Below are 23,465 nucleotides of genomic sequence, written 5' to 3' on the forward strand. Positions count from 1 at the left end.
TTTGAGTGCTCCTTATCTGTAATAAGTTAAGTGTAGCTGCCCTTAAAATATCTGTCCAGATAAGTGTAGACGATTCATTGTTTGGCAATCCGGATATCCAAGTTCTTATTAGCTTAACTTTGCATTTCTTTTCACCATGCAGTTATGTTATGTATTTGCACACCACTTACCCAACGGGCAGTATGTAAAGGTGGAAAAGCATGAGGAACATCCGCTAGAGTTTCCACGCCCTTATACCCCAAACGTCCAAACTCTGATTATTCGTTCAAAAAGATTTTACTCAACTGTTAAGGCAATGCCCGACACAATCTATTCATGAGTATTCTACAAAGTTCCGCGAAGATCCAGCAGTACAGAAAACTCAATATAAATATTATTGCAATAACCTTTGGATCCATAGTTGGATCAACAGTAGGGCCTAGCACTGGAAAACGGAATACATACAGAATCACCATGATACCCGTAAGTAGACATATTGATGAAAAGGAAACAACCACAATTCTCCTCTTCAATTGTAAAAAGGCCACACCCATCGCAAGACCTAATAAACCTGTTGTAAAGGGAAAGATAATTAGTTCACTCGGCTGAATAATAAATAAAAGGAAAATCGTAAGGGTATAAGAGAGGATTCCCTGGCGGATAGAAAAACAAGTAGCTAAAAAAATTGGTAATGTCGCCAGAAAACTAATTAGAAAGCCTATACCAGGCATAAAGCCCCCTGCTGATTGAAGCATAGTGGAAAATGTACTCAATAAGGCTGTAATAACTAACTTGGTTGCAAGGGTCATTTTTCTCACAGGAACATAGTTTGCAGCTGTCCCTATCATCGATTGATACCAATAACGAACAAACCGATTGATTAAAACCACCCCCTAAAAACAACCAATTTGTCACTTTCTATACTATTCTTTCCCTTTCGCTTTATGCTATATTTCCTGTTAGTAATCAATTGGAATGAGGATTGCCCCTCCATGGTTATTTAAAAAATTAAAGTATTTGCAAACGTCTACAACTCCAATTAAATTAACGTTTACGGATCGATGGGAAATGCTAATTGCAGATGCTAAAATTTCTTCTGGAAATGGTAAAGTATTTATGCTTACTCCAAGCGGAACAAGAGTAATAGCTGAGGGATCCCCCCACTTGCCAGTTTTTCACTTTTTTCACAAATTTAATATCTATGTTGCACACCAGGGATTAATTATTATTGTAAGACCAGATGGCTCCAAGAAGGATATTAGTTCAGGATTTACCTAGATTGGAGATCATCATAAAACGGTGTTATCTTGGTCCCGATAAAAAAATTTATTTTTGGCAAGGAACAGCTACAAATTCCCGTGTTTCAAATGAGCAAGTTTGGACAGGCACATTCCTTTGGTGTTCCTTCCTATTTTTCATTTGGGGGAACAATGAATTCCTTAAGTTGATGGGCATGGGTGTGCAAGGTATTTTTGAACAAACTTTATTACGAAACTACAATTAGCTCTATTTTGAAATTTTCTACTTTGTCTTTATTGTCACAAATACAGTAAATATATGATAAATACTCCAGCCGTCGATAGTTTTAATAAATCATGGAACAATTTCAAAAACAGTACCTTGGTTAAAATCAGTCGCTTTCATAGAGCCATAAACCCCTAAATATAGTCTGGTTTGATCCAGATTCGTTCCCAAACTAACATAATAAGCTGATTGCGTCCCAAAGTTATAATCAGTTTCAACAACACTAAAATCGTTTAGTTTACAATCTGAACTTACCCTGGTATAAGCTAAAACCCCTCTAACCGGAGGTCGAGATTCTTCCTTCCGGGCAAGATCGGTAAACACAACGCTTCCCGTTAAATTTGGGATTCTATTCCCCATATAGGCTTGCACTCCTGTAAGTGCAGTTCCTCCAAACTTATCGGGTCGAGGATCTTTATGAAAATAACTAGTTAAAGGCTGTAGACGCCTCACAGAAGTTTTTACTGTGTCATTGTAATAAGCAATCGTTTTCTCATTCAAAGTCGGATTTTCAGAACAGCCCTTTATAAACGAAGTAGGAAAAGCACCTTCCCACCCTCGCCAACCAAAGTTAATAAATCCTTCTTGGTCAGGTTTAATTCTCATTAAAGAAGCTTGAATAAGCTGAGTAACCGGTATTGGTTTATAATTAACGAATGAAAAAATTGACTCTACCAAATCCTGTCCGACATTCCCCACATATTTGATATACTGATTATAAAACTTTTGAAATGAAATGCCTGTTATATTGCGAACCCCTTTTGCGATTACCGTAAGCGTTTCCTGAATATGTGAGGGAAGTTCATTAAAACGTGTGACTACGGGTGGATCATCGATAAATGTATTCTTAATTACATCAATTTCAATTATTTTACCAGCTATCTCCATATCATCTTGACTTAAATTAAATGGATCATAGCCTGCTCCACCATCTCCAGTTGTTAAAATAAGTTTTCCGGTTTCAGGTGAAAAGTTTAAGCTATTGACACCATTATGATTAAAAAATGGTCTTCTTATGTTAAGTAATGTCCGTCGTTTTTGAGGTTGACCATTCGATTGTAAAATCCATTCTTCAACTGTATCAATATGATCATATTGAGTTTCTCTATTTATCCACTTTAGGTTTAAAGTTCTGGGATCACACGGGTTAGGCATAAAATGTTCAGTAAGGGCCCCTGGACCTTGTGTTCCAGCTACTGAATAATGAAGATAAAACAAACCGTTATAATAAAATTCCGGATGAAACGCTAGCCCTATTAATCCCCGTTCATCATATCCTCTACCTGAAACACCTTGTTCAGAACTACCTAATTTTAAGATTCGCAAGCGAATATCTAAAAAAATCCTAATAACTCCGTTTCCTATGTAAAAGATCTCTCCTACCTGAGTTGCAATAAATAATCTTTCAATTGAGTCACCCGGAAGTATAGTTGTTTTCAAAACGGTGGGTAAATTTATCTTACTTACAATGGGTCGTAAGCTAACCTTTTCTTTTATCAACTAACTTTACACCCCTTTTTATTGTTTTCTATTATAAGAATATGATTAGGGATGCTCTATTAGTATCATTTAGGGCCAAGGAATTGGGGAAATTTCCTTTTAATAATGGTCCGTTTTTGGTATGTTCTATGCGGATATTAAAATTGATAAAAAAAAATTTCAAATTGTTTATATTACTAAACGCAGTCATAGATGTTGTTTTTTGCATTTATATTGACTGGTGTTATTAAAAGGGATTTACATTAGTTCGATTAAATAAGTTTCAATTTTCCGCTTATTTCTTTTTATAAGGAGTTTTTTACTTTATGGATTTCAACGCATTTTTGGAAGTAAAAGGGAACCCACTTGAAAATATTGTGAATTAATCAAAGTAACAGGGGCTTATCTTCAATGAGATCTTCCATAATCGGAAGCTTTAATTGAATAAGGATCACAAAAATTATTAAACTTTTTTATAAAAGGATGATTCAATTGAATATAAAAAAGCGTGTTTCGATTAATTTCAAAACACACTTTTTCTATGTACTGTGGATTTGAGTCAATATTTTGGACACAAAAAGTTAAACCTTAAGCTGTATTTCTAATTTTATCTTCAATGGCTTTTATATCCTAAGCTGCTGTGAATTCTTTTTCGGTTATACCAACCTTCAATAAATTGAAGCATCACTAATTTAGCTGTTTGATATTCGAGATATCGCACGTGATTGACTTTGTTTCCATTTGAAAGGATTCAATACAGGCATTATCGTACGGACAGCCTTGTTGACTAAAGGATTGCTTAAAAAGGTGGTTTTGGAAAAGATGAATTTAAACTCACTGCTTGTATATTGTAAGCCAAGGTCCGTATGAAGAACTAAGCAACCAAGGGCTTTTGTGAAAAATGAGCGTTTTCAAAAGATTTTAAGACCAGTTCTGTCGTCATAGAACTTGAAAAGAAATACCCTACTACTACTTTCTTTGAATGAAGATCCAATACAGAAGTGGATAAGAACGATATTTTTTCTTCGTGATAGAACGAATACTTTCCTTGCTCATTAAGCGTTGAACACGTTTTAGACTTAGAGAAAATCCTTTGGTTAATAAGATTTGATGTATCTGTCAAGACCATGGAACCTCTAAAATAAATACACTATAGAACAAGGATTCTTTATTAAATTCGAATTCAACCTCTTATTAGTTTTTACATTACAGTCCTTACCTTATTCAGCATTCTTGCTTGAATTTAAACCCTAAATCATTTACCTTTGTTGCTATTTCTAAAACTATCGAAATCAGTCTTAATGTAATGAAAGACCTTTGCGTTGCCGTTATGGTCTGGATGAGTTATTTTTAATAACCCTTTATATTCGGCTAACAATTCTTTATAACTCGCCATTTTTGAAAGCCCTAATTTTTCACTATAATCATTTGATTGGGCAGTGGAGCCGTAATTGTAATTATCTCTTATGTTGGCTTTTACTTTTATCAATTCATTACGTAATTCAATATTTTCTTTTAATAAATCCTTTGTTTCATTTTGCAATTCACTTTTTTCATTCTTTAGAATGACTACTTCCTTTTTATACATATCCCTTTGCTGAATTAATATTTTTTTTGCAGTCTCATTAAGTTCCTCAATTCCTTCTATTTGCTTATCTTGGGCTTGTATTTTTAATTTTAATCGGTGTATGATTTCGTCCTTATTTTGATCTAATATATCATTTATTGCCAGCCTTGAGGATTTGTCATCGATTATGTATCCAGTGTTACTCTTTCCGTTTCCCCCGTATTTAACCTTACCTTCTCGTAACCAACGTCGAACAATTTGAATACCACTGCTTTCTGTTATTCCTGCATCCTTTAACAGGTCGAAAGCTTGGTCTGTATCATCCAGAATATATCCAGTTTTTCTTTTCCCGTTTCCTCCCTCGTATTTAATCTTTCCTTCACGCAGCCATCGCCGAACAGTTTGAATATTACTACTTTCTGTAACACCTGCATCCTTTAACAGGTCGAAAGCTTGATCTGTGTTCACAAAGTTCCCCCTTTTCATCTTATTACGCCAAGCAATGTTAAATTGAGTGATATTACCCTATTAATTGAAAAAAATGAATCATTTTAACTCTGGTAAATAGCAGGCTATGGATGATGTGGCATTTTGGCGGGAAATTAATAGATATAAATATAATAAAAAGGAACGATTCAAACCGACTTCAATTGAAGTGTATATATTTTCTAAACGATAAATGATATGAGTGAGTTATTTAAGACTGCTTTTTCTCGATTTTAATGCCCCTATTTAAGGTATCATGCTGATTAGGAAGAAATTATCTACTTTATTTCTATAGCACTGCCTGTACCATCTGTAATTTGTTACATCCTATTTGGCTTGTATGTATGCTAATGTTTTAAATAATAGCATAGCTAATTCCTATACAAATAACAAACAGTTAAAGAATAGATGACAGATATCACAGAAGGATAACGAAAAGGTATCAAAATTTAAGATGGCAAAGAATAATTAACGATATCTCCCTTCCTTTCCAAGACATGACACAAATGGTGGTCTTCGGTTATTAGGCAGCCTTATATTAGTTGAGTACAAACATTATTAATGAAGAGTGAGTACTGTGAGGGGTATTTTGATTTAATAAAACTCCCCTTAATTATTGTTGTGAATCCGCGTAATACTTGCGGGACTCCATTGTGTGATGCTTCATTAAGAAGGGAGCTTTTAAAATGCATCTAAAGTTTCATCCATGCGGTAAGGGATATTCCATATTAAAAACCCCAATCTCTCAGTGATAACAATGAGAAATTGGGGTTTGATTTTTCAACTATTGTGCCTTCTGTTGCAACTAAGATTCAAAAAAACAGCTACTATAGCTTGGGGATATTTTTTTCCTAGAGAAAATTCATTGATGAGCCTCTGTGTAAATTTGAAAGGTAATACCGAATTTGTCCAATACTATACCATAAGCAGGGCTAAAAAATGCTTCCTGGAGCGGCATTTTCACTTGTCCGTCTTGCGACAAGGACTCAAAAATTCGTTTTGATTCTTCGATATCGTTAGTTGAAATACAGATCGTAACTTGATCTCCAGTTTGACTGGTTTGACCCGGAAACGTATCTGAAAACATGAGGTCCGTTTCTCCAACCTTTAACATTGCGTGTGAAACAAGTTCCTTTGCTTCTTCTGGTAAAGGGAATTCCGGGTTTTCTGGCATTTCTCCAAAAGTTTGATTAAAAAGGACTTTCGCATCCAATGCTTTTTCGTAAAATTGAATCGCTTCCTTCGCATTTCCGTTCATCATTAAATAGGGAGACAATCTCATTGTCATAGTTAAATAGCTCCTTTTGTTCTAATTTTTTTACACGGCATGAGTAACTTCCAAGCTTCCTTTTGAAATTGTCAGTGGCAATACCCACTATACCATTATTACCCATGAATATATTTTATAACAAGGAACATACGTTCGTCAATAAAAATCACTCAAAACCAATTTGTTATCCTATCTCGGTGTATGTATGCTTCAACAATTGTTGGTTTTCATTTTGATCATTTAATAATTCTCTAATACTTGATTCAACAGCAGCTGGAAGTTCCACAAGAGCTCTCAAGCTAGTAGGTTCCTCGTCCATCTGTATATCTATGAAAGGTTCAAGAACCATTTGCATTTCTTTAACAATCAAATTAGGAAGAACATATATTCATTATCCCCTGAATCAAATAAAACAAGTGTAATTAAGGAGGAGTCTTCGTATTTTTATCCTTCTGTAGGGAACGTTTGTCACCTTTTTAATGAGTATAGCTTTATAAAAATAATGGTATTTCTTAATGTGAATAGATTAGGGGGGCTTATATGAAGTATTTGTTAGTAGGTTATCGATTTTATTCAATGGGTTGTAGCGCTTTATCAATTTCTTTGGATCTTAAAGGGAAATTCTCGTCAAAACTACCACGTTCATTGGCAATCCAGTATATACTATGCCTTTTTTACTGCATAATCCAAGGTATCCTCCACAATTGAAGACTGTTCTTTAAACTTCCAAGGTAATTGGTTGACCTTTTTATAATGGATTAAGAAAGGATGTGTTTTGACAATTCGTTTATAGTAAATTACTTATATCTGAAATGCTTGATTTTACATCAGTTTCAGAGCATGGATCACTTCAAACAAGAAATAGAAGATTATATCGGGATTTCTAAAGAAACACCAACGAATCAAGGTGAAATGAAAAAGGCATGACCCAAGTAAATTATCGGATTCATGCCCTCAAGCTCCTTGACTAATTTTTTTGAATCCGTTCAGTAGAAAAGTTTTTTTTTGACTTTAATCCATTCGTTTCAATTTGGTAAGCTTCCTTATTAACTCGCTATTTTTTCTGAATTTTTCGTTTTTTTAGGGTTTGGTAGCTTAGAGTCTATAGATAGGAATCGGCTTCCATTTAATACTAGGTGAAGTGCAATAATCATAAGAACTAGGTCCAGTTCGAAACCTGTACCTTCTCCATTCCCCATAAAACCTGCTGGAAATTTCACATAAACAATTGCACCAGCCATAATGAATATAAGGAGAGCAGAAATTATTCTTGTTCCAAGACCTAAAATTAAAGCTAATCCTCCAACCAATTCAATTGTACCAACAACATAGGCCAAAAACCCTGGAATGCCCATACTTTGAAACCATCCTGAAGTGTTATCCAATCCACCTTGGAACTTTGACAAACCATGTAACAAAAATGTAATTCCCAACATTATTCTTAATAAAAAGGTACCAATTTCTTGTTTATTCATGACACATCTCCTTTTATTTATTTTACACTACAAAGTGTAGTGTAAACTTGCAAAAAAATCAAGTGAAAGTCATCCGACAATCACTATAGTCATTCCCAATAATATCACCAAAACATATATAGAAACAAAAATCGTGGTACTATCAGCCCTCAAAGGAATTGTTTTATGAGGATCAACTAATTGCTGAAGTCTATAGTTTACCGATTCATTTGAGAAGTGGACAATGACAGGAGTTGATTTATCAGAGCAAAAATGTTTAATTAACTTCAACAAAGCAGCGCTTATGCCTAAATCAGTGCCCATTTTATTAATCGCATATTCATCGGCTAATAATTCACTTATTATTTTGTAATTTTTATAACACCATTTTGTCAGTGGAACAAACCATAACGAATGCGAGATCAACTGTAAAATAAAGATTACCAGTGGATCATATCTTTTTTTGTGAAATGCTTCATGCTCCACTACCGCTTCCAGCTCGTCAAGCTCCAATAATTGAATTAAACCAGTGCTTAAAACAATGAAAGGTCGCCTGAAACCAAGCGTAAACGCAAGTGGTTGATCAGCATTAACAACTAAGATATCTTTGTTGACCTGTTTGAATGTTTCATTTATTGTCCTTGTCTTTTCAACGTTTTTGTAGGTAAAAAGCTTTTGTTTAAACCTTCTGGATAGAAGATATTGCTCTGCAATTTTGAAAAGGGTGCTCAATATACTATAGGATATTACTATATTGAGAAGTGTGATGACTACAAAGTAGTAAACTGAACCTTCCTTGAATAGACTAAAGCAAAATTTAAAAAAGTTGGCTTTAATATTTACTCCAAAAAAGATATGTACCAAAAACGCTCCCATTTGGCTCCATACTACACAAGCAATTAAAAGACTCAGGCTTATCACAAAATAAGACTTTTTCTTCCACATTATAATTTATCCTTTTTTAACGATTGAATTTTTTGTTCCAATTTTTCAATTAAACCTTGGTCAGCGTCTTTCATGGCATCAAGCATATGGCTAATGACAGCCCCGCCAAACTCATCCAGCAAATTCTCAGTCAGTTTCTTTGACTGCTCTTCTAAAAACTCGGCTTTAGACTGCACGGGGCGAAATAATGAAAGCCTTCCTTCGGACCTCTTTTCAAGAATGCCCTTTTCAACTAAACGGTTCATGACTGTCATTACAGTATTAAAGTTGATAGGCTTGTCAAGCTCCAAGGATTGCTGGACAGCTTTAATACTCTGTTCATTTTTATCCCATAAATATTCCATGATATTAGCTTCCAAGGGACCAAAGAAACGATTTAGTCCAACTTCATCATATTTAAAATTTTTAATATTCATTTTTATCACTCCCACTACGAATTGTAGTGGAAAACCTTGTTGGAATCAAGTTTCATCCGGAAGATTAGAAATGAAGTAGTATCATGAATTTCTCTATTGATTGACTTTAATTACCTTTCCAGACCCCTTTGGCCTGGACTTTCCAATTTATCCAGGTTCTCACTGTTATACTCCACTTCCTTTTTTCAGCTACAAATGTTCATCCGCTGTCAGATGCATCCAAAACGGCTTTAATATTATAAAAAAACGAGCCTATTGGAGGCTCATTTCATGAATTTATGATTAACTCCTTGTTGAAAGTCTCTCTATTTCATCAGAATTATAAAGATGAAATCCCCTTGTCGTCTTTTGGGCTGCAGCATACATTGCAGCAGCTACTTTGTTTGCTTCTATGGCACGATATGGGCGTAAAGGGCCCATAAAGAGAAATTTAGCAAATGGGCTTAGCATACTAGAAATCTTTTCACCTGCCCTAAATTCCTTTCGTTCTCCAAGAAGTAAGGAAGGACGGAAAATATGTACAGAATTCAAATCTAGGTGTTGTAGTGTTCCTTCCACATCGCCCTTAACACGGCTGTAAAAAAACTTTGATTTGGAATCGGCTCCCATGGCTGTTATGACGAGTAATTTTTCAACATTGGATGTTTTCGCCATTTTAGCTGCTTCGATTACATAATTATAATCAACTTTACGAAAAGCTTCCCTGGATTTAGCCTTCTTGATCGTTGTACCTAAACAAATGAAAACATCCGTGACGTTGAACAAATCGGCATACCTGGATAAATTTTCGAAATCCACAATATGCCCTGTGCACTTGGGCTCTGTGAATTCCGTTTCCCTTCTTGTCATAAAATGGATTTCCTTATAGATTTTGCTACTGCTTATCTCTTTAACCAACTGGGTACCGACCACACCTGTAGCCCCTAAAATCAATGCCGTCTTTTTAGTCATGATTTCCTTCTTTCCTTCATTAGCTCCTGAATATCAACCATACCCATTTTTAACCACAACCAATATAGGACTAAGATAAATGATTCACTTGATTGAAATCATCAATAATCCAGGAATCGGCATCAAATCTAATCGTACTCAAACATGCATTAAACAACCGCATTTCTATGGAAACGATTGACTCGTTTGACATCAATCGTAAAATGAAATGAATGACAGCGCCATGTGCAACAAGTATCACTTTCTTGTCAGGATACTCCTTTTGAATTTCCTGAAGCCCATTCATCAGCCTGTTTCGTAAAGAATCCTGATTTTCCTGACCGGGATATAACTTATCCGTGAATGCTGCTTCCCTTTCAGCTGCTGTCATTCCTTCAGCGACGCCAAAATTCTTTTCAATGAATGCTATTTTTTCAATTACCGGAACTTCGATATAATTGGAAATGATTTCAGCCGTTTCCCTTGCCCTTTTTAGTGGGCTTGATATGATTACATCCCAATCCTCTTTAGACAAAAATTCACCACATTGCCGTGCCTGTATCTTTCCTAGTTCATTTAAAGGGATATCAGTCTGCCCCTGCAGTTTCCCTAGTGCATTCCAATCTGTTTGACCATGCCGCACTAAACAAATAGTAGTAATTGTCCTCAAACCCCTCTATGCAGAATCTTATTTTTTCACTTCTTCAATGATGGAGTGTCCTTCACTATGCTCGAGATCTGACCATTTCCATTTTTCATGCAAACGTATCCTTCCATCAGGCAGCATTTCAGGGGTGGAAAGACAGCTTCCTCCTCTTATTTCACCTTTTTCATTGATATGATTATACCTGAATTCAAGAGATCCATCCATATGGACAAGCCCTATTAACGTACCTTTAACAATCTCTCCACCCTGATAACTTGCTGAAAGAATAGAACCTTCTTGTGAATAGTGAAAGGAAGTATTTCCTGATACTTCCCCATTTTCAGAGTTGACTTTTGCTCTGAATATCCGTCCATCATAATTAATCATATTCATTCCCCCATATTAATCAATAAGGATAATGATACCAAATTAATAAAAAAAAGAGTATTGAAAAATCTTATAAATACTTAATTCGTTCACAATGGAAATTCCATAAAAAATACTTAATATTTCCCATTGAATTCTTCTATTATAGTGTGGTTAGATTATGGAAGATGTTACATATAGTATGAACATTCCCGAGGATGAAACATCTAAATTTAACTAGAAGATATTGGTGAGGTGCTCAATTGAAAGAAATACTTCTGATTCTGCTATTGCAACTTATTTATGTTCCGATATACACGCTGCGAACCATTTTCTTAGTAAAAAATATTACCATACTTGCCTCGATACTGGGTATCGCAGAAATGTTAGTATACGTTTTTGGTTTATCCCTTGTATTTGGCGGTGACCAAAGCATACTCGCCATGGTTGTCTATGCAGTCGGTTTTGGAATCGGAATAATTTTTGGTACGAAAATTGAGCAAAAACTCGCCATCGGTTTTATTAATGTAACCGTTAATACCCAAACCAAAAATGAACAGTTAGTTGATACCCTAAGGAACAACGGATTTGGTGTCACTCTTTATACGGGCGAGGGCAGGGATAGCAACCGCTATCGGATGGAAATCTTGACAAAACGAAACCGGGAACAAGAATTAATAGCAACCGTTGAAAAGTTTGAACCTAAGGCTTTCATCATTTCATATGAACCACGCTATTTTAAAGGTGGATTTTTACTGGACCGGTTGAAAAATAAAGCAAGCTGAACGAAATGCAAAAGCCCATCTTTATAAAGATGGGCTTTTGCATTATTTGGTTTTTGATTTTCTAATCTTGACTGCCCTGGTAACCGGTTGTTTTTTTATCCACTTTAAGTATTTTTTCAATGCTTCATCGTCTTTTAGCAATACAACGTTATATAGTCGGATGGCGAGCTTTCGGTTTGAATACAAGGCGTGCGTGAATCTGCTTATGACAAGATTTACAGAGATAAGCAACTGGTAAATGGCTGCCGCTTAACTCCCTAGGAGATGGTCAGTTCAATCTCAACACTGCCACAAAGCCCACAAGTCCCTTTCATCTCATCACCCGGCAGTTAAGGCTTTACGGATTTTCCTTCTTCAACAATATGAAACATCAAATGGGCAAGATGATGGATTGGTCCATACTCTTCGTTGTCCTCATCATCTTCTACATCTTCCACTTCATCCATGCCTTGCAAATAAAGTGCCATGAATTCATAAAAGTCATTTTTAGAAAAGGAATAACAATCACTTGGATCCTGATTATCTTCTTCATACTGCAAAACAAGATGAGATAAATCACCCTCATCATCTTCTGCATCAAAAAAAACGAAATACCCGATATTTGTATCCAGTTCAAATAATCTGCGAAAACCGCGTGATGTTGTTTTTTCAAACTCAGCCGCCGTCAGTTTTTGCACTTGCATGCTATCTACATTATCTTCTTGATGAAAGCCCACGATAAATGTGTTCATAATCCTAACCTCCTGTTAAATATGGATAACCAATAGTATCCCCATTTAAACGAAATTATTCGATTTAGAGGTTCGTTTCCAAGACGACCGGGCAATGATCACTACCCATAACATCGCAGTGAATGTTAGCCTCCATTAAAGAATCCGCCATCCGTTTAGAAACAATGAAATAATCGATTCTCCAGCCAATATTCCGCTCTCTTACTTTACTCATATATGACCACCAAGTATAGGCACCTTCCTGGTTCGGATAAAAATGGCGAAATGTATCGATAAACCCTGCATCAAGTAATTCAGTCATCTTCCCACGTTCTTCATTAGTGAAACCCGAATTCCCAATATTAGGTTTTGGGTTTTTCAAGTCGATTTCCTGATGTGCGACATTCAGGTCACCACAAAAAATTACCGGTTTCACCAAATCCAGTTTTTTAAGATAATCAATCATCCCATCTTCCCATTCGAGACGGTAATCAAGCCTAGATAAATCCCTTTTGGCATTGGGTGTATAAACGTTCACCATATAGAATTTCTCGAATTCCAGTGTTATGATCCTGCCTTCCGGCTCCTCGTCCAGCTCCCCTACACCATATTTCACGGAAAGCGGTTTTTCCTTCGTGAAAATGGCTGTTCCGGAATATCCTTTTTTCAGTGCATAATTCCAATATTGATGGTACCCTTCCAAATCAAGTGAAATCTGCCCTTCTTGTAGCTTAGTTTCTTGAAGACAAAAAATATCTGCATCCACATCTTTAAAGTAATCTAAAAATCCTTTTTTAACACAAGCCCTAATACCATTCACATTCCAGGAAACCAATTTCATATTCTCTTTAATTCTCCTTATGGCCAACTAATTTCATTACATTTCAACTATACTATTTATCTTCATTTTTTCCCATTAGAGTACATTCGAAAACAATCTGGCAAATGATTCTTTTGAACGTTCCAAGAAGCCACGATCGTTATACCTGATTGAATCTAGTTTGTCACTATCTTTCATATCTTCTTTGTAATGAGTGACAAGATCATCAATGGTAAGGCTGCCCATAAGAAAGACATTGACTTCGAAATTCAGATGAAAACTCCTCATATCCATATTTGCGGTCCCTATAGAGGCCATATCACCATCTACGATAATAAGTTTTTGATGTAAAAAGCCCTTTTTATACAAGTATACCTCTACACCGAATTGAAGCAGCTCCCCGAAATAGGAGCGACTGCCATATTGGGTTAAAAACCCATCATTTACTGCCGGAACCATAAGCCTAACTTGTAACCCCTTAATGGCTGCATGTTTAATTGCTGCTTTAATGGCTTGATTAGGTACGAAGTATGGGCTTGCAATCCAGATTGATTCAGTGGCGCTAGTAATAAGCGAATAGTAAAAATCACTCATTATTCCCTGTTGTGTATCAGGTCCGCTTGCTACAACCTGGACAGCTCCATCCCCATGTTCAACTTTATTTTTGAATGCTGGACGTTCTTGCAATACATCTTCCCCACTAACATATTCCCAATCCAAAAGGAAAACGGTATGAAGCATATATACCGCTTCCCCTTTCAGGACCATGTGTGTATCTCTCCAAAAACCAATGTTTTTATTTCGTCCTAAATATTCCTCACCTACGTTTAAACCGCCTACAAAACCAATTTCACCATCAATGATGATGATTTTGCGGTGATTCCTAAAATTGAACTTTTGATTGAAAAAACCATGTTTCAATGGCGAAAATGGATAAGCTTTTATACCCGCATTTTTCATCCGCTTAACTTCATTATTTGAAAGGCTTAAACTACCCGCCGCATCAAAAATGAATAAAACTTCCACACCAACTTTTGCTTTTTCAATTAGGATATCTATAATTTCGGTACCAAGCCTGTCTGAACGAAAAATATAATATTCAATATGAATGAATTTTTCAGCCTTTTTTAACTGTTTAATGATTTCCGTAAACGTTTCGTTTCCATTTTTCAAAACTTCCGTTTGCGAAGATGTACTTATAGTTGTCTCAGAAGCATTTTTGGCAAAAGCTGCGAATGATTGCTGATGATTATTCAAGAACGAAAGATCTGGCGGTGATACATGAGTGACAAGACTCTTCCATTCTTCCCGATCTCTTTTCCTTTTACTTCGAAACAAATACCCCTTTAAATAGAGCTGACCTGAAAATAGATAAAATACATATCCAAATACCGGGAAAAACAAAAGTACATACATCCATAAAAGGGTCTCGTGAGCAAATCTATTTTCCAGCATGAGTGAAAACATGGTAACAACCATGACAAAAATATATAATCCAATAAAAAATAGCTTCACGTTGAAGCTAACATGAGTGAAAAGGATCATATAAACTGCGGCAATTAAAATAAATAAAAATACAAATTCCATTCTTCTTCTTCTCATCTTTTCATTCTCCTACACAACAATATTTTATATATATCAAACATATACCCATATTTGATGGTAAAAGAAACAAAACACTTACGAAGACTTATTTTCGCAAGTGTTTTATGTATTACCTATCCAATTATCACTTCATGACAGGGATGAGACTTTCATACAGCTCAATATACTTTATGGAAGATGATGTCCAACTGAAGTCTAACTTCATTGCACTTTCGACCATCTTCCTCCATCTTTTGGGCTGGAATTTGTAAAGCCCAACTGATTGTTCAATTGTATGAAGCATATCGTGTGCATTATAATTCGTAAAACTGAAACCATTCCCCTCACCAGTAAATTGATTATACGGAATGACTGTATCACGAAGTCCGCCTGTCTCCCTCACTAACGGCAGAGTACCATAACGAAGCGCCAATAGTTGGCCAATTCCACATGGTTCGAATTGGGACGGCATTAGAAATAAATCAGAACCTGCATATATGCGTCTTGCTAAACCCTCATCAAAATATGTATTTACTGAAACCTGATTTGGATATTGGTCAGCTAAATGGCGAAATGCAGATTCATATTGCTCATCACCCGTACCTAAAAGAATGAATTGAATTCCTTGGTTCATCATTTCATGAAAAACATGGAGAATAAGATCCATTCCTTTTTGATCAACAAGCCTGGTCACCATTGATATGACCGGGACACCATCATTGACTGGAAGATCCAACGATTTCTGTAACTCACGTTTATTCTCCATCTTACCCTCGTAGGAATCGAATGGAACAGGAAGATGTTCATCTTCCGCAGGATTATATTCGTCATAATCCACTCCATTGATAATCCCTTTAAGGTCACCATTTCTTTTCCTTAAAAACCCATCCAGGTTTTCCCCAAAATAGGGACTCTGAATTTCTTCGGAATAACTTGGACTTACAGTTGTGACTATGTTAGAGAAAGCTAAGCCAGCTTTCAAATAACTGACATTTCCATGGAATTCAAGACCATCGATATTAAAATATAATTCACTTAAATCCAGTAATTCTGCTAAAACAGCTTTAGGATAAACTCCTTGATAGCGTAAATTATGTATTGTAAATATCGTTTTAATATCCTGATAGAAAGGATGGTTATGATAATGGGCTTTCAGCAAAGCACTGACAAGGCCCGTTTGCCAATCATGACAGTGTATGACATCCGGCTTTTTTTCTAAATAGGGTAAAACCTCTAATATTGCACGGGAAAAGAAGGCGAACCTTTCGCCATCATCAAAAAAACCATAACTCCCATGCCGTTTAAAATAATATTCATTATCTAAGAAATAATATGTAATTCCATTTGCAACAAGTTTTTCGATACCACAAAATTGCTGGCGCCAACCAACAGGAACTTCAATACTCGTCATATGTTTCATTTCCTGTTTAAATCTGTTAGGCAGATCCCCGTATTTAGGAAGGATGACACTTACATGGACTCCCTGTTTTTTTAGCGCTTTAGGGAGCGCACCTATAACGTCTCCGAGCCCTCCCGTTTTTATAAAAGGGGCGCATTCTGAAGCAGCAAATACAACATTCATTGCCGCACCTCCTCTTTTAAATGACTTCCGCTTTTTTTATTACAACTGGCTGTTTTAAACCAATAACTGATTTTTCACTAGTAATTTTCACTTCTTTATCGGTTATGATATTTTCCACGATAGCACCTTCTTCAATCACGCCTTTTTGCATGATGATGCTATTTCTTATAACCGCTCCCTTTTTTACCTTTACTCCACGGAAGAGTATACTGTTTTCGACAGTCCCTTCAATATCACAACCGTTGGCTATCAATGAATTGGTAACCTTCGAAGATCGTGAATATTTGGTCGGTGCCTCATGTTTGATTTTTGTATAAACATCCCAAGTGTCTCCGAAGAAAGAACGGATAACAGAAGGGTTCAGGAAATTCATATTACTGGAATGAAAACTTTCAATGGAATGGATGAATGGCATATCTCCAGTAAAATTGTAGCCTTTGACAGTAAAACGGTGAAGATTGGCTTTCACAGCATCTTTCAAAAAGTCATATTCTCCACTGGCAACACAGCTTTTGATCAAGTTCACCAATAAGGTTTTACTTATGATGAAGGTTTCGAGACAAACATGGTCACCAGGTCTAGGGATGGTATAAAAGCTTATGTCCGTGATGTCATCATCAGAATCTACTGAGCAGGTGTGATAGATTGGCTTTTCTATCAATTCCCCTACATAATCCTTATAAACGACCGTGATATCCGCTTTATGTTTTTTATGATAATCAAGCACATCATTGAAATCCAATTTACATACATGGCTTCCAGGGGAAATGATGACAGTATCTGCCGCTGCACGTTCAAAAAAGCTGAGGTGATCATAGAATTGCTTCATATCGCCTGTTACCGTTTCGTCCGGATGGATAGGGGGCAAGATGTATAATCCTCCTGAACGCCGATCCAAGTTCCATTCTTTTCCTGAGCCAAGATGATCCATGACTGAGAGATATTTTTCTTTTGGGAAAACGGCCACCTTTGATACATCCGCATTTATGAAGTTCGACATCGTAAAGTCAATCAAACGGTAGCGTCCACCAAATGGCACTGATGCTACATTACGGTGAGCGGTCAGCTCTTTTAAATGTTGTCTTTCATTGATTAAGTTAATTATACCCAACACATTTTCCATAGGATCTTCCCCTTTTTCTAGTTAAGAGTGATCTTCTTTTTGTTTGGATTGACAATGGTCTGATTTTCGCCAATTAAGGTGATATCGGATGTAACCGCTGAATTGCCAACTACTGCACCATCTTCTATAACACAATTGCTTGCTATGATGCTTCTTTCTATATGAACGTTTTCACCAATCGTAACATTAGGCATGATGACTGAATCTTTTATGGTTGACCCATAGCCAACCTGTACATTATATGATAAAACGGAATGTTCAATATTTCCATGTATCATGCACCCTTCATTGATAAGCGACTGACTGACCTCGGCATCTGATGAGATATATTGCGGAGGGTGGTTTGCATTGCGCGCAAAAATTTTCCACTGCTGATCATCCAACTGGAAATTTGGCGTTTCCTCCAATAAATCCATATGGGCCTGCCAAAGGCTTTCGACCGTTCCAACATCTTTCCAATAATCATTAAAACGATACGCATACAGTTTTTTTCGATCTTCTAGCATCTTGGGAATGATGTTGCTACCGAAATCATTAGAAGAGTTTGCATCTTTTTCATCATTTATTAAATACCGTCTTAGGTTCTTCCAATTGAAAAGGTATACTCCCATGGATGCGAGATTACTTTTTGGATACTTCGGTTTTTCATCGAATTGGGTGACTTTATCATCATCATTGGTATTCATAATCCCAAAACGGCTTGCTTCCTGCCATGGCACTTGAATGACAGCTATGGTTGCCTCTGAATTTTTTTCGATATGATAATCCAGCATCTTACTGTAATCCATCTTATAAATATGATCACCGGAGAGAATCAGTACATGTTCCGGATTATAGTTATCAATGTATTGGATATTTTGATAAACGGCGTTTGCCGTCCCTTTATACCACTCACCGCCTTCTTTCCCTTGATAAGGGGGAAGAACGGAAACTCCGCCGACATCCAGATCCAGATCCCAAGCTTTGCCATTACCCACATAATCATTTAGAATCAATGGCTGGTATTGGGTCAGTACCCCAACCGTATCAATACCAGAATGAGTGCAGTTACTTAATGGAAAATCGATGATCCTATACTTACCGCCAAAGGGAACCGCTGGTTTTGCCAAACCGATTGTCAATTCACCTAACCTCGAACCCTGGCCTCCTGCCAATAACATTGCTATCCATTTTTTCGCTCCCATTATTCGTTCACTCTCCCCCGTCTTTTTTTTGTTTGCTTCATATAAATTGATATGCCTAAAGGAGGTACGGTTATTTCCATGCTGTATGGTTGATTATGACATGATTCTTTTTTGACATTAATGGGTTTTTCATTGACCTGACCGGATCCTCCGAACGCTGCTGAATCACTGCTGAAGACCTCTATATATTTCCCCTGGGAAGGCACACCTATTTGATAATGAGCATGGGCCTGTGCAGAGAAATTACAGACAACAATACAATAATCACCTTTGCGTTTACCTTTTCTCATATAGGTTATGATACTCTGACTACTATTGTTTGGTTCTATCCATTCAAATCCCTCCTGGACATGATCCAATCTCCATAGAGAGGAAGTTTGCCTATAAAATTCCTGAAGGGTACGGAAGTAATATGCCAGCTTTTCGTGAGATTCATATTTCAAAAGCAGCCAATCCAATTGTTCCTCATCTTTCCATTCTATGAACTGGCCAAATTCACCGCCCATAAAGAGAAGTTTCTTTCCAGGATGTGTCATGAAATACCCAAAGAGCAACCGTAAGTTTGCGAATTTCTGCCAATAGTCACCTGGCATCTTATTCAATAAAGACTTCTTGCCATGAACTACTTCATCATGTGAAAAGGGCAAGACAAAATTTTCTGAAAAAGCATAGAACAATGAAAATGTTAAGAGGCTATGGTGATTTGGCCTTTCATTCGTTTCAAGTTTCATGTAACGAAGAATATCGTTAGTCCATCCCATATTCCATTTGTAATTAAAACCCAGGCCTCCGATATCGGTAGGTGATGTTATAAGCGGCCTGTCTGTTGCTTCTTCAGCCATCATTAGTGCATTGGGATATTTTTTGAAAACCACCTCATTAAGTTTTTGCAAAAATTGTATGGCTTCTATATTTTCCTCACCGCCAAACTGGTTTTTCAGCTTAACCGGCAAGGGATTATCATGATTTAAATAAACCATTGACGATACCGCATCGACACGGACCCCATCAATATGGTATATATCCATCCAAAACATCACATTTGATATAAGAAAACTGATTACTTCCGGTTTAGTAAAATCAAAATTGTATGTTCCCCATAACGGACGCTCTGCCCTAGTATGATCAATTGGTTCATAGAGAGGCGTACCATCAAAATGGGAAAGTCCATGTGCATCTTTACAAAAATGGGCGGGAACCCAGTCAAGGATGACGCCAATGCCCTTTTGGTGGCAAAGGTTAATCAAATACTTAAAATCTTCCGGTGAACCGTAACGACTGGTAACGGAATAATAGCCCGTGACCTGGTATCCCCACGATTTATCAAATGGGTGTTCCATTATGGCCATGATTTCAATATGTGTAAAACTATTATCAATCACATAATCAACTAATCTATCAGCCAATTCACGGTACGAATAAAATTCACCATCTTCTGTCTGTTTCCATGTTCCAGGGTGTACTTCATATATGGACATGGGTTTATGATAGATATTTTCCTTTTTCCTATCGGCTATCCACTTCGAATCTTGCCATTCAAAATTATCCAACCTTTTAATGACCGAGGCTGTTTTTGGTCTGACTTCCGAATAGAAGGCATATGGATCGGCTTTTAGGATACGTTTATTTCCAGGTGTATGTATTTCGTATTTATAAAGTTCCCCTTCTTGAAGTCCTGGTACGAACAACACCCAGACGCCTGAACGCTCGATCCGTTTCATCGCATGATCATTTCCGTCCCAATTATTAAAATTACCGACTACTGAAACTTGCTTGGCATGGGGGGCCCAAACGGCGAAGCGTACTCCTTCATTACCTAATGATGTTACAATGTGTGCCCCAAGCATTTTATAGCTTTCATAAAGGGTGCCTTCATGAAACAAATATAAATCGAAATCGCTTGGATAATTCTCTTGTAGCTGGTCCATAATTGTACTCAATAAAACCCCTCCATCAGTATTAACTCGATAGTATTTTACCCATCGTTCCCCAGTTATTATATATATTCGATGGAAATGATATTAATCCTTCAAATGGAGGTGAACTTATTATAATTAAATGCCCTTTTTTTGAAAATTAAAACATTTTTATGTAGAAAAAGACCATTTAATGTAAAAATATTGTTATTCCAATAAAAGCCCTCCCCATTTTATAGGAAAGAGCTTTAAGGAATCATGTATGAATGCTTCATGTTACTTGTTCAGTTCGGATCATGTGAGTTTTCTTTAAGAATAAATAGGATAATGAGACTGACCATGCCAGGGGAGTATTCCTGTTTGGAATATTACTGCCTCCAATATATAACTCAGGGACTTCCCAATTTTCTGGAATGATCATTTTCGTTTTATCTGTATATTCCTTTACTTTGTTTATCATGCCAAGTTCAAGGTAGCATAAGCCCAGCCACGGAAGACCGAAACACCATTCCGCTTCCTGGCCTTCATTATAATAAAGGTCCTTTTCATATCGTATACAACCTTTTGTTCTTTCAAGGCGCCCTGTGACATTCTTCAATATTTTAAGGGCTATTTCACGATCTACCAGTCGATAAGGATAAATTAAGGATAAAAGGGCTAGATCCGTCTCTTTTGAATAACTTTCCCTCGGGAGTAGGAAACGAAGTGTTTCTTCTCCCTTCATTATCAGTTCCTCCTTAACGTTGACCAGCATCTTGACTGAATTCAAACCAGCAACACATGCACCGATGCTTGAAGCATGAATTTCGATATTTTCTTCCCACATCCCGTTATCTTCCGACTGCCAATATTGCAGGCATTCCAAGTAATTGACCAACTTTTGTACGATTTGTAAATCACGTTGATTTCTTATCACCTTTTTTCCATGCCTATATCCTTCTCCGACACCCCATAAAAAGGCACCTATCGCATCATTTTGGGCATGCCCCCACTCATCAGTCAGTTCTTCCAATTCAGTGGAATACCGTGCATGGATATGTTCATAAAGATACTGGGGTTTCTGTTCAGTATGAATATCTATCTTCCACTCATAGGATTGAAATAAGTCGAATAAAGCATGATATGCTTTCTCATAACGATTGGATGGATCATTTATAAATGGCAGTACTGTATAAACGACATCCCTTATCCATACATAATTATAATCATCGGAAACGCTTGCAGTATACGCGCCATTAGGAAGCCGCATACGATCAAGAACCTCTAGGGCACCATTAACATTCATTAATTGAACACCTCCATAGTTATTTACTTATTCCCATTGTTGACAGACTCCCATTTTCTAAACGTTGGATCATTCATTTTAAATTAGAAGCGCTTTCATTCCAGTTAACCAAAACGACTCTTCAGAAGTTATCACCCTAGTTTATGTAATCACTGTCTTGTTTGATAATCAAGCTGACAATGTTCATTAAAAATCGTTATTTGCCTAACCGAAATGGACGAAGTCAAATAGTTGCATATAGTAAATTATGTTATGTGAAATGAAAAACCAGTAATGGAAAATCCATTACTGGTTATATCGGCCCATCCTTTAAATTTTTAGTACTTATTAAAAGAAAAATCGTAATATCATCAAGGAAAGCACTCCAATCATAACCGTACCCAAGAGACTCCTCGTAAAAATGGCAACCAGGAAAGCAGGTAAAGCTGCGGATAAATTCAATGCATTATCCTTAATTGAAAAGACCTGTTCCGATAATAGTAGCTCTTGAGCCAACAACGCCGCCATTACAGCCACTGGCACATGCTTCAGCCAGTCAATGCCCCACTCAGGAATCTGCATTTTACTAAGCAGCATCAATGGAACGACTCTAGGTATGAAAGTTACAATCGAAGTCCCTATGATGACAACAAGGATATATCCGCTTATTTCCATCTGCCAATCACCATCCCTATCGTTGAAGCTACAATCGTTGCTACTATGACGCCAGTACTGCCAGGAAAGAAGAAGCTTACTGCAACAACGATTAATATGCTGCTAATTGCGACTGCAAGATCTATAAAAAAGGCTTTTTTACTTAAAATTTGCAAAACTAAAAGGCCGATGAACATCGCTGGCAAGGCGAAGTCCATCCCATATTTTTCGGGATCAGGAATCCATTGTCCAAAGAAACCGCCGGCCATATTTGCAATGAACCAATTTAAATAGGCTGCAAGATTCAAACCAAGCATCCATTTAAAATCGAGTTGTTTCTTTTTCTGTGCTGATGTGACGGCCACCCCAAACGTTTCATCCGTTAATAGGGCTCCCGTTATCATGTTTTGTTTCAAACTTTGATGCCTGAAATATGGTGCTAATGCAGCACTAAGTAAAAGATGACGACTGTTAACAAAAAAAATCGTAAAAATAATGGCCGATACTGGATGACTTGCAGCTATCATCCCAGCCGCTATGAATTGTCCTGACCCTGCATAGAGTAAAAGCGACATAAGTGCCACTTCAATCATACTTAAGCCTGACGTTTTTTCTACGACTCCTGCAGCAAAACCGATACTTAAATATCCCAACAATGTAGGTATACAATCCTTAACTCCTTGCCAAAAGCCTTCCCCTTCTTTAACTTCGGAAAAGCCATCACTTTTCCATTCAGCACTATCCTGACTCATAAGAATTCCACCCTTATTTTAATAAGTTC

21 protein-coding genes are annotated in these 23,465 nt (G+C 36.8%); 1 reads left to right on the forward strand and 20 read right to left on the reverse strand.

Translation table 11 applies throughout. The annotated features are described in order from the left end of the window. Positions 1 to 287: 287 nt before the first annotated feature. The 10 genes from N9I19_RS11825 to N9I19_RS11870 form a co-directional block, all read right to left on the reverse strand. The gene (locus N9I19_RS11825; protein ID WP_317777926.1) at positions 288 to 860 is read right to left on the reverse strand and encodes a YybS family protein; all 573 of its coding nucleotides are present in this window, start codon (positions 858 to 860) and stop codon (positions 288 to 290) included. A gap of 712 nt (positions 861 to 1,572) precedes the next feature. Then, on the reverse strand, positions 1,573 to 3,003 hold the full coding sequence (locus N9I19_RS11830; protein ID WP_317777897.1) for a PQQ-dependent sugar dehydrogenase: 1,431 nt from the start codon (positions 3,001 to 3,003) through the stop codon (positions 1,573 to 1,575). A gap of 1,234 nt (positions 3,004 to 4,237) precedes the next feature. Continuing rightward, a complete protein-coding gene (locus tag N9I19_RS11835) occupies positions 4,238 to 5,017 on the reverse strand; it encodes a hypothetical protein (RefSeq protein WP_317777898.1) in 780 nt (259 codons plus the stop codon). Positions 5,018 to 5,897: 880 nt separating this feature from the next. Beyond that, a complete protein-coding gene (locus tag N9I19_RS11840) occupies positions 5,898 to 6,323 on the reverse strand; it encodes a VOC family protein (protein ID WP_317777899.1) in 426 nt (141 codons plus the stop codon). A gap of 1,028 nt (positions 6,324 to 7,351) precedes the next feature. Then, a complete protein-coding gene (locus N9I19_RS11845; RefSeq protein ID WP_317777900.1) occupies positions 7,352 to 7,780 on the reverse strand; it encodes a DoxX family protein in 429 nt (142 codons plus the stop codon). A 69-nt stretch (positions 7,781 to 7,849) separates the two neighbouring features. Continuing rightward, entirely contained in the window at positions 7,850 to 8,704 is an 855-nt protein-coding gene (locus N9I19_RS11850) for a M56 family metallopeptidase (protein ID WP_317777901.1), read from the reverse strand. Continuing rightward, a complete protein-coding gene (locus N9I19_RS11855) occupies positions 8,704 to 9,120 on the reverse strand; it encodes a BlaI/MecI/CopY family transcriptional regulator (protein ID WP_061463356.1) in 417 nt (138 codons plus the stop codon). The genes N9I19_RS11850 and N9I19_RS11855 overlap by 1 nt, the downstream gene beginning before the upstream one ends. Positions 9,121 to 9,402: 282 nt before the next feature. Continuing rightward, positions 9,403 to 10,071, reverse strand: a complete 669-nt coding sequence (locus N9I19_RS11860; RefSeq protein WP_317777902.1) for an NAD(P)H-binding protein — start codon at positions 10,069 to 10,071, stop codon at positions 9,403 to 9,405. Between the two features lie 70 nt (positions 10,072 to 10,141). Continuing rightward, positions 10,142 to 10,711 (reverse strand): histidine phosphatase family protein, encoded by a 570-nt coding sequence (locus N9I19_RS11865; protein ID WP_317777927.1) that lies wholly within the window; start codon positions 10,709 to 10,711, stop codon positions 10,142 to 10,144. 27 nt (positions 10,712 to 10,738) lie between these two features. Continuing rightward, positions 10,739 to 11,083 (reverse strand): avidin-fold protein, encoded by a 345-nt coding sequence (locus N9I19_RS11870; RefSeq protein WP_176432046.1) that lies wholly within the window; start codon positions 11,081 to 11,083, stop codon positions 10,739 to 10,741. Between the two features lie 242 nt (positions 11,084 to 11,325). On the opposite strand from N9I19_RS11870, the gene N9I19_RS11875 reads away from it, so the two are divergent. After that, a complete protein-coding gene (locus N9I19_RS11875; protein WP_061463358.1) occupies positions 11,326 to 11,847 on the forward strand; it encodes a DUF2179 domain-containing protein in 522 nt (173 codons plus the stop codon). 329 nt (positions 11,848 to 12,176) lie between these two features. Here the strand turns inward: N9I19_RS11875 and N9I19_RS11880 are convergent, their stop codons facing one another. The 10 genes from N9I19_RS11880 to N9I19_RS11925 all read right to left on the reverse strand — a co-directional run bounded on the left by N9I19_RS11880 (position 12,177) and on the right by N9I19_RS11925 (position 23,436). Next, complete coding sequence (locus N9I19_RS11880) at positions 12,177 to 12,578, reverse strand: hypothetical protein (protein WP_061463359.1); 402 nt, start codon at positions 12,576 to 12,578, stop codon at positions 12,177 to 12,179. A 64-nt stretch (positions 12,579 to 12,642) separates the two neighbouring features. Next, complete coding sequence (locus tag N9I19_RS11885; protein WP_317777903.1) at positions 12,643 to 13,398, reverse strand: exodeoxyribonuclease III; 756 nt, start codon at positions 13,396 to 13,398, stop codon at positions 12,643 to 12,645. Between the two features lie 75 nt (positions 13,399 to 13,473). Then, on the reverse strand, positions 13,474 to 14,979 hold the full coding sequence (gene cls / locus N9I19_RS11890) for a cardiolipin synthase (protein WP_317777904.1): 1,506 nt from the start codon (positions 14,977 to 14,979) through the stop codon (positions 13,474 to 13,476). A gap of 127 nt (positions 14,980 to 15,106) precedes the next feature. Then, positions 15,107 to 16,543, reverse strand: a complete 1,437-nt coding sequence (gene glgA / locus N9I19_RS11895; protein ID WP_317777905.1) for a glycogen synthase GlgA — start codon at positions 16,541 to 16,543, stop codon at positions 15,107 to 15,109. Positions 16,544 to 16,559: 16 nt separating this feature from the next. After that, a complete protein-coding gene (gene glgD, locus N9I19_RS11900; protein WP_061463363.1) occupies positions 16,560 to 17,666 on the reverse strand; it encodes a glucose-1-phosphate adenylyltransferase subunit GlgD in 1,107 nt (368 codons plus the stop codon). 17 nt (positions 17,667 to 17,683) lie between these two features. Then, positions 17,684 to 18,850 (reverse strand): glucose-1-phosphate adenylyltransferase, encoded by a 1,167-nt coding sequence (locus tag N9I19_RS11905; protein ID WP_061463364.1) that lies wholly within the window; start codon positions 18,848 to 18,850, stop codon positions 17,684 to 17,686. Beyond that, complete coding sequence (gene glgB, locus N9I19_RS11910; protein WP_317777928.1) at positions 18,850 to 20,778, reverse strand: 1,4-alpha-glucan branching protein GlgB; 1,929 nt, start codon at positions 20,776 to 20,778, stop codon at positions 18,850 to 18,852. The genes N9I19_RS11905 and glgB overlap by 1 nt, the downstream gene beginning before the upstream one ends. 259 nt (positions 20,779 to 21,037) lie before the next feature. After that, positions 21,038 to 22,051 (reverse strand): glycoside hydrolase family 15 protein, encoded by a 1,014-nt coding sequence (locus N9I19_RS11915; protein WP_317777906.1) that lies wholly within the window; start codon positions 22,049 to 22,051, stop codon positions 21,038 to 21,040. A gap of 327 nt (positions 22,052 to 22,378) precedes the next feature. After that, positions 22,379 to 22,705 (reverse strand): AzlD domain-containing protein, encoded by a 327-nt coding sequence (locus N9I19_RS11920; protein ID WP_061463367.1) that lies wholly within the window; start codon positions 22,703 to 22,705, stop codon positions 22,379 to 22,381. Then, positions 22,696 to 23,436, reverse strand: coding sequence for an AzlC family ABC transporter permease (locus tag N9I19_RS11925; RefSeq protein WP_089364674.1), 741 nt, complete (start codon positions 23,434 to 23,436; stop codon positions 22,696 to 22,698). The genes N9I19_RS11920 and N9I19_RS11925 overlap by 10 nt, the downstream gene beginning before the upstream one ends. Positions 23,437 to 23,465 lie beyond the last annotated feature (29 nt).

Source organism: Peribacillus sp. CSMR9 (genome assembly GCF_033141925.1).
Lineage (GTDB): Bacteria > Bacillota > Bacilli > Bacillales > DSM-1321 > Peribacillus > Peribacillus simplex_A.

What these genes read in the sequence shown, in the direction of transcription:
- N9I19_RS11840 (WP_317777899.1), bottom strand. Translation starts at nt 6,323, where the DNA reads ATGACAATGAGATTGTCTCCCTATTTAATGATGAACGGAAATGCGAAG.
- N9I19_RS11845 (WP_317777900.1), bottom strand. Translation starts at nt 7,780, where the DNA reads ATGAATAAACAAGAAATTGGTACCTTTTTATTAAGAATAATGTTGGGA.
- N9I19_RS11850 (WP_317777901.1), bottom strand. Translation starts at nt 8,704, where the DNA reads ATGTGGAAGAAAAAGTCTTATTTTGTGATAAGCCTGAGTCTTTTAATT.
- N9I19_RS11855 (WP_061463356.1), bottom strand. Translation starts at nt 9,120, where the DNA reads ATGAATATTAAAAATTTTAAATATGATGAAGTTGGACTAAATCGTTTC.
- N9I19_RS11860 (WP_317777902.1), bottom strand. Translation starts at nt 10,071, where the DNA reads ATGACTAAAAAGACGGCATTGATTTTAGGGGCTACAGGTGTGGTCGGT.
- N9I19_RS11870 (WP_176432046.1), bottom strand. Translation starts at nt 11,083, where the DNA reads ATGATTAATTATGATGGACGGATATTCAGAGCAAAAGTCAACTCTGAA.
- N9I19_RS11880 (WP_061463359.1), bottom strand. Translation starts at nt 12,578, where the DNA reads ATGAACACATTTATCGTGGGCTTTCATCAAGAAGATAATGTAGATAGC.
- N9I19_RS11885 (WP_317777903.1), bottom strand. Translation starts at nt 13,398, where the DNA reads ATGAAATTGGTTTCCTGGAATGTGAATGGTATTAGGGCTTGTGTTAAA.
- cls (WP_317777904.1), bottom strand. Translation starts at nt 14,979, where the DNA reads ATGAGAAGAAGAAGAATGGAATTTGTATTTTTATTTATTTTAATTGCC.
- glgA (WP_317777905.1), bottom strand. Translation starts at nt 16,543, where the DNA reads ATGAATGTTGTATTTGCTGCTTCAGAATGCGCCCCTTTTATAAAAACG.
- glgD (WP_061463363.1), bottom strand. Translation starts at nt 17,666, where the DNA reads ATGGAAAATGTGTTGGGTATAATTAACTTAATCAATGAAAGACAACAT.
- N9I19_RS11905 (WP_061463364.1), bottom strand. Translation starts at nt 18,850, where the DNA reads ATGGGAGCGAAAAAATGGATAGCAATGTTATTGGCAGGAGGCCAGGGT.
- glgB (WP_317777928.1), bottom strand. Translation starts at nt 20,778, where the DNA reads ATGGACCAGCTACAAGAGAATTATCCAAGCGATTTCGATTTATATTTG.
- N9I19_RS11915 (WP_317777906.1), bottom strand. Translation starts at nt 22,051, where the DNA reads ATGAATGTTAATGGTGCCCTAGAGGTTCTTGATCGTATGCGGCTTCCT.
- N9I19_RS11920 (WP_061463367.1), bottom strand. Translation starts at nt 22,705, where the DNA reads ATGGAAATAAGCGGATATATCCTTGTTGTCATCATAGGGACTTCGATT.
- N9I19_RS11925 (WP_089364674.1), bottom strand. Translation starts at nt 23,436, where the DNA reads ATGAGTCAGGATAGTGCTGAATGGAAAAGTGATGGCTTTTCCGAAGTT.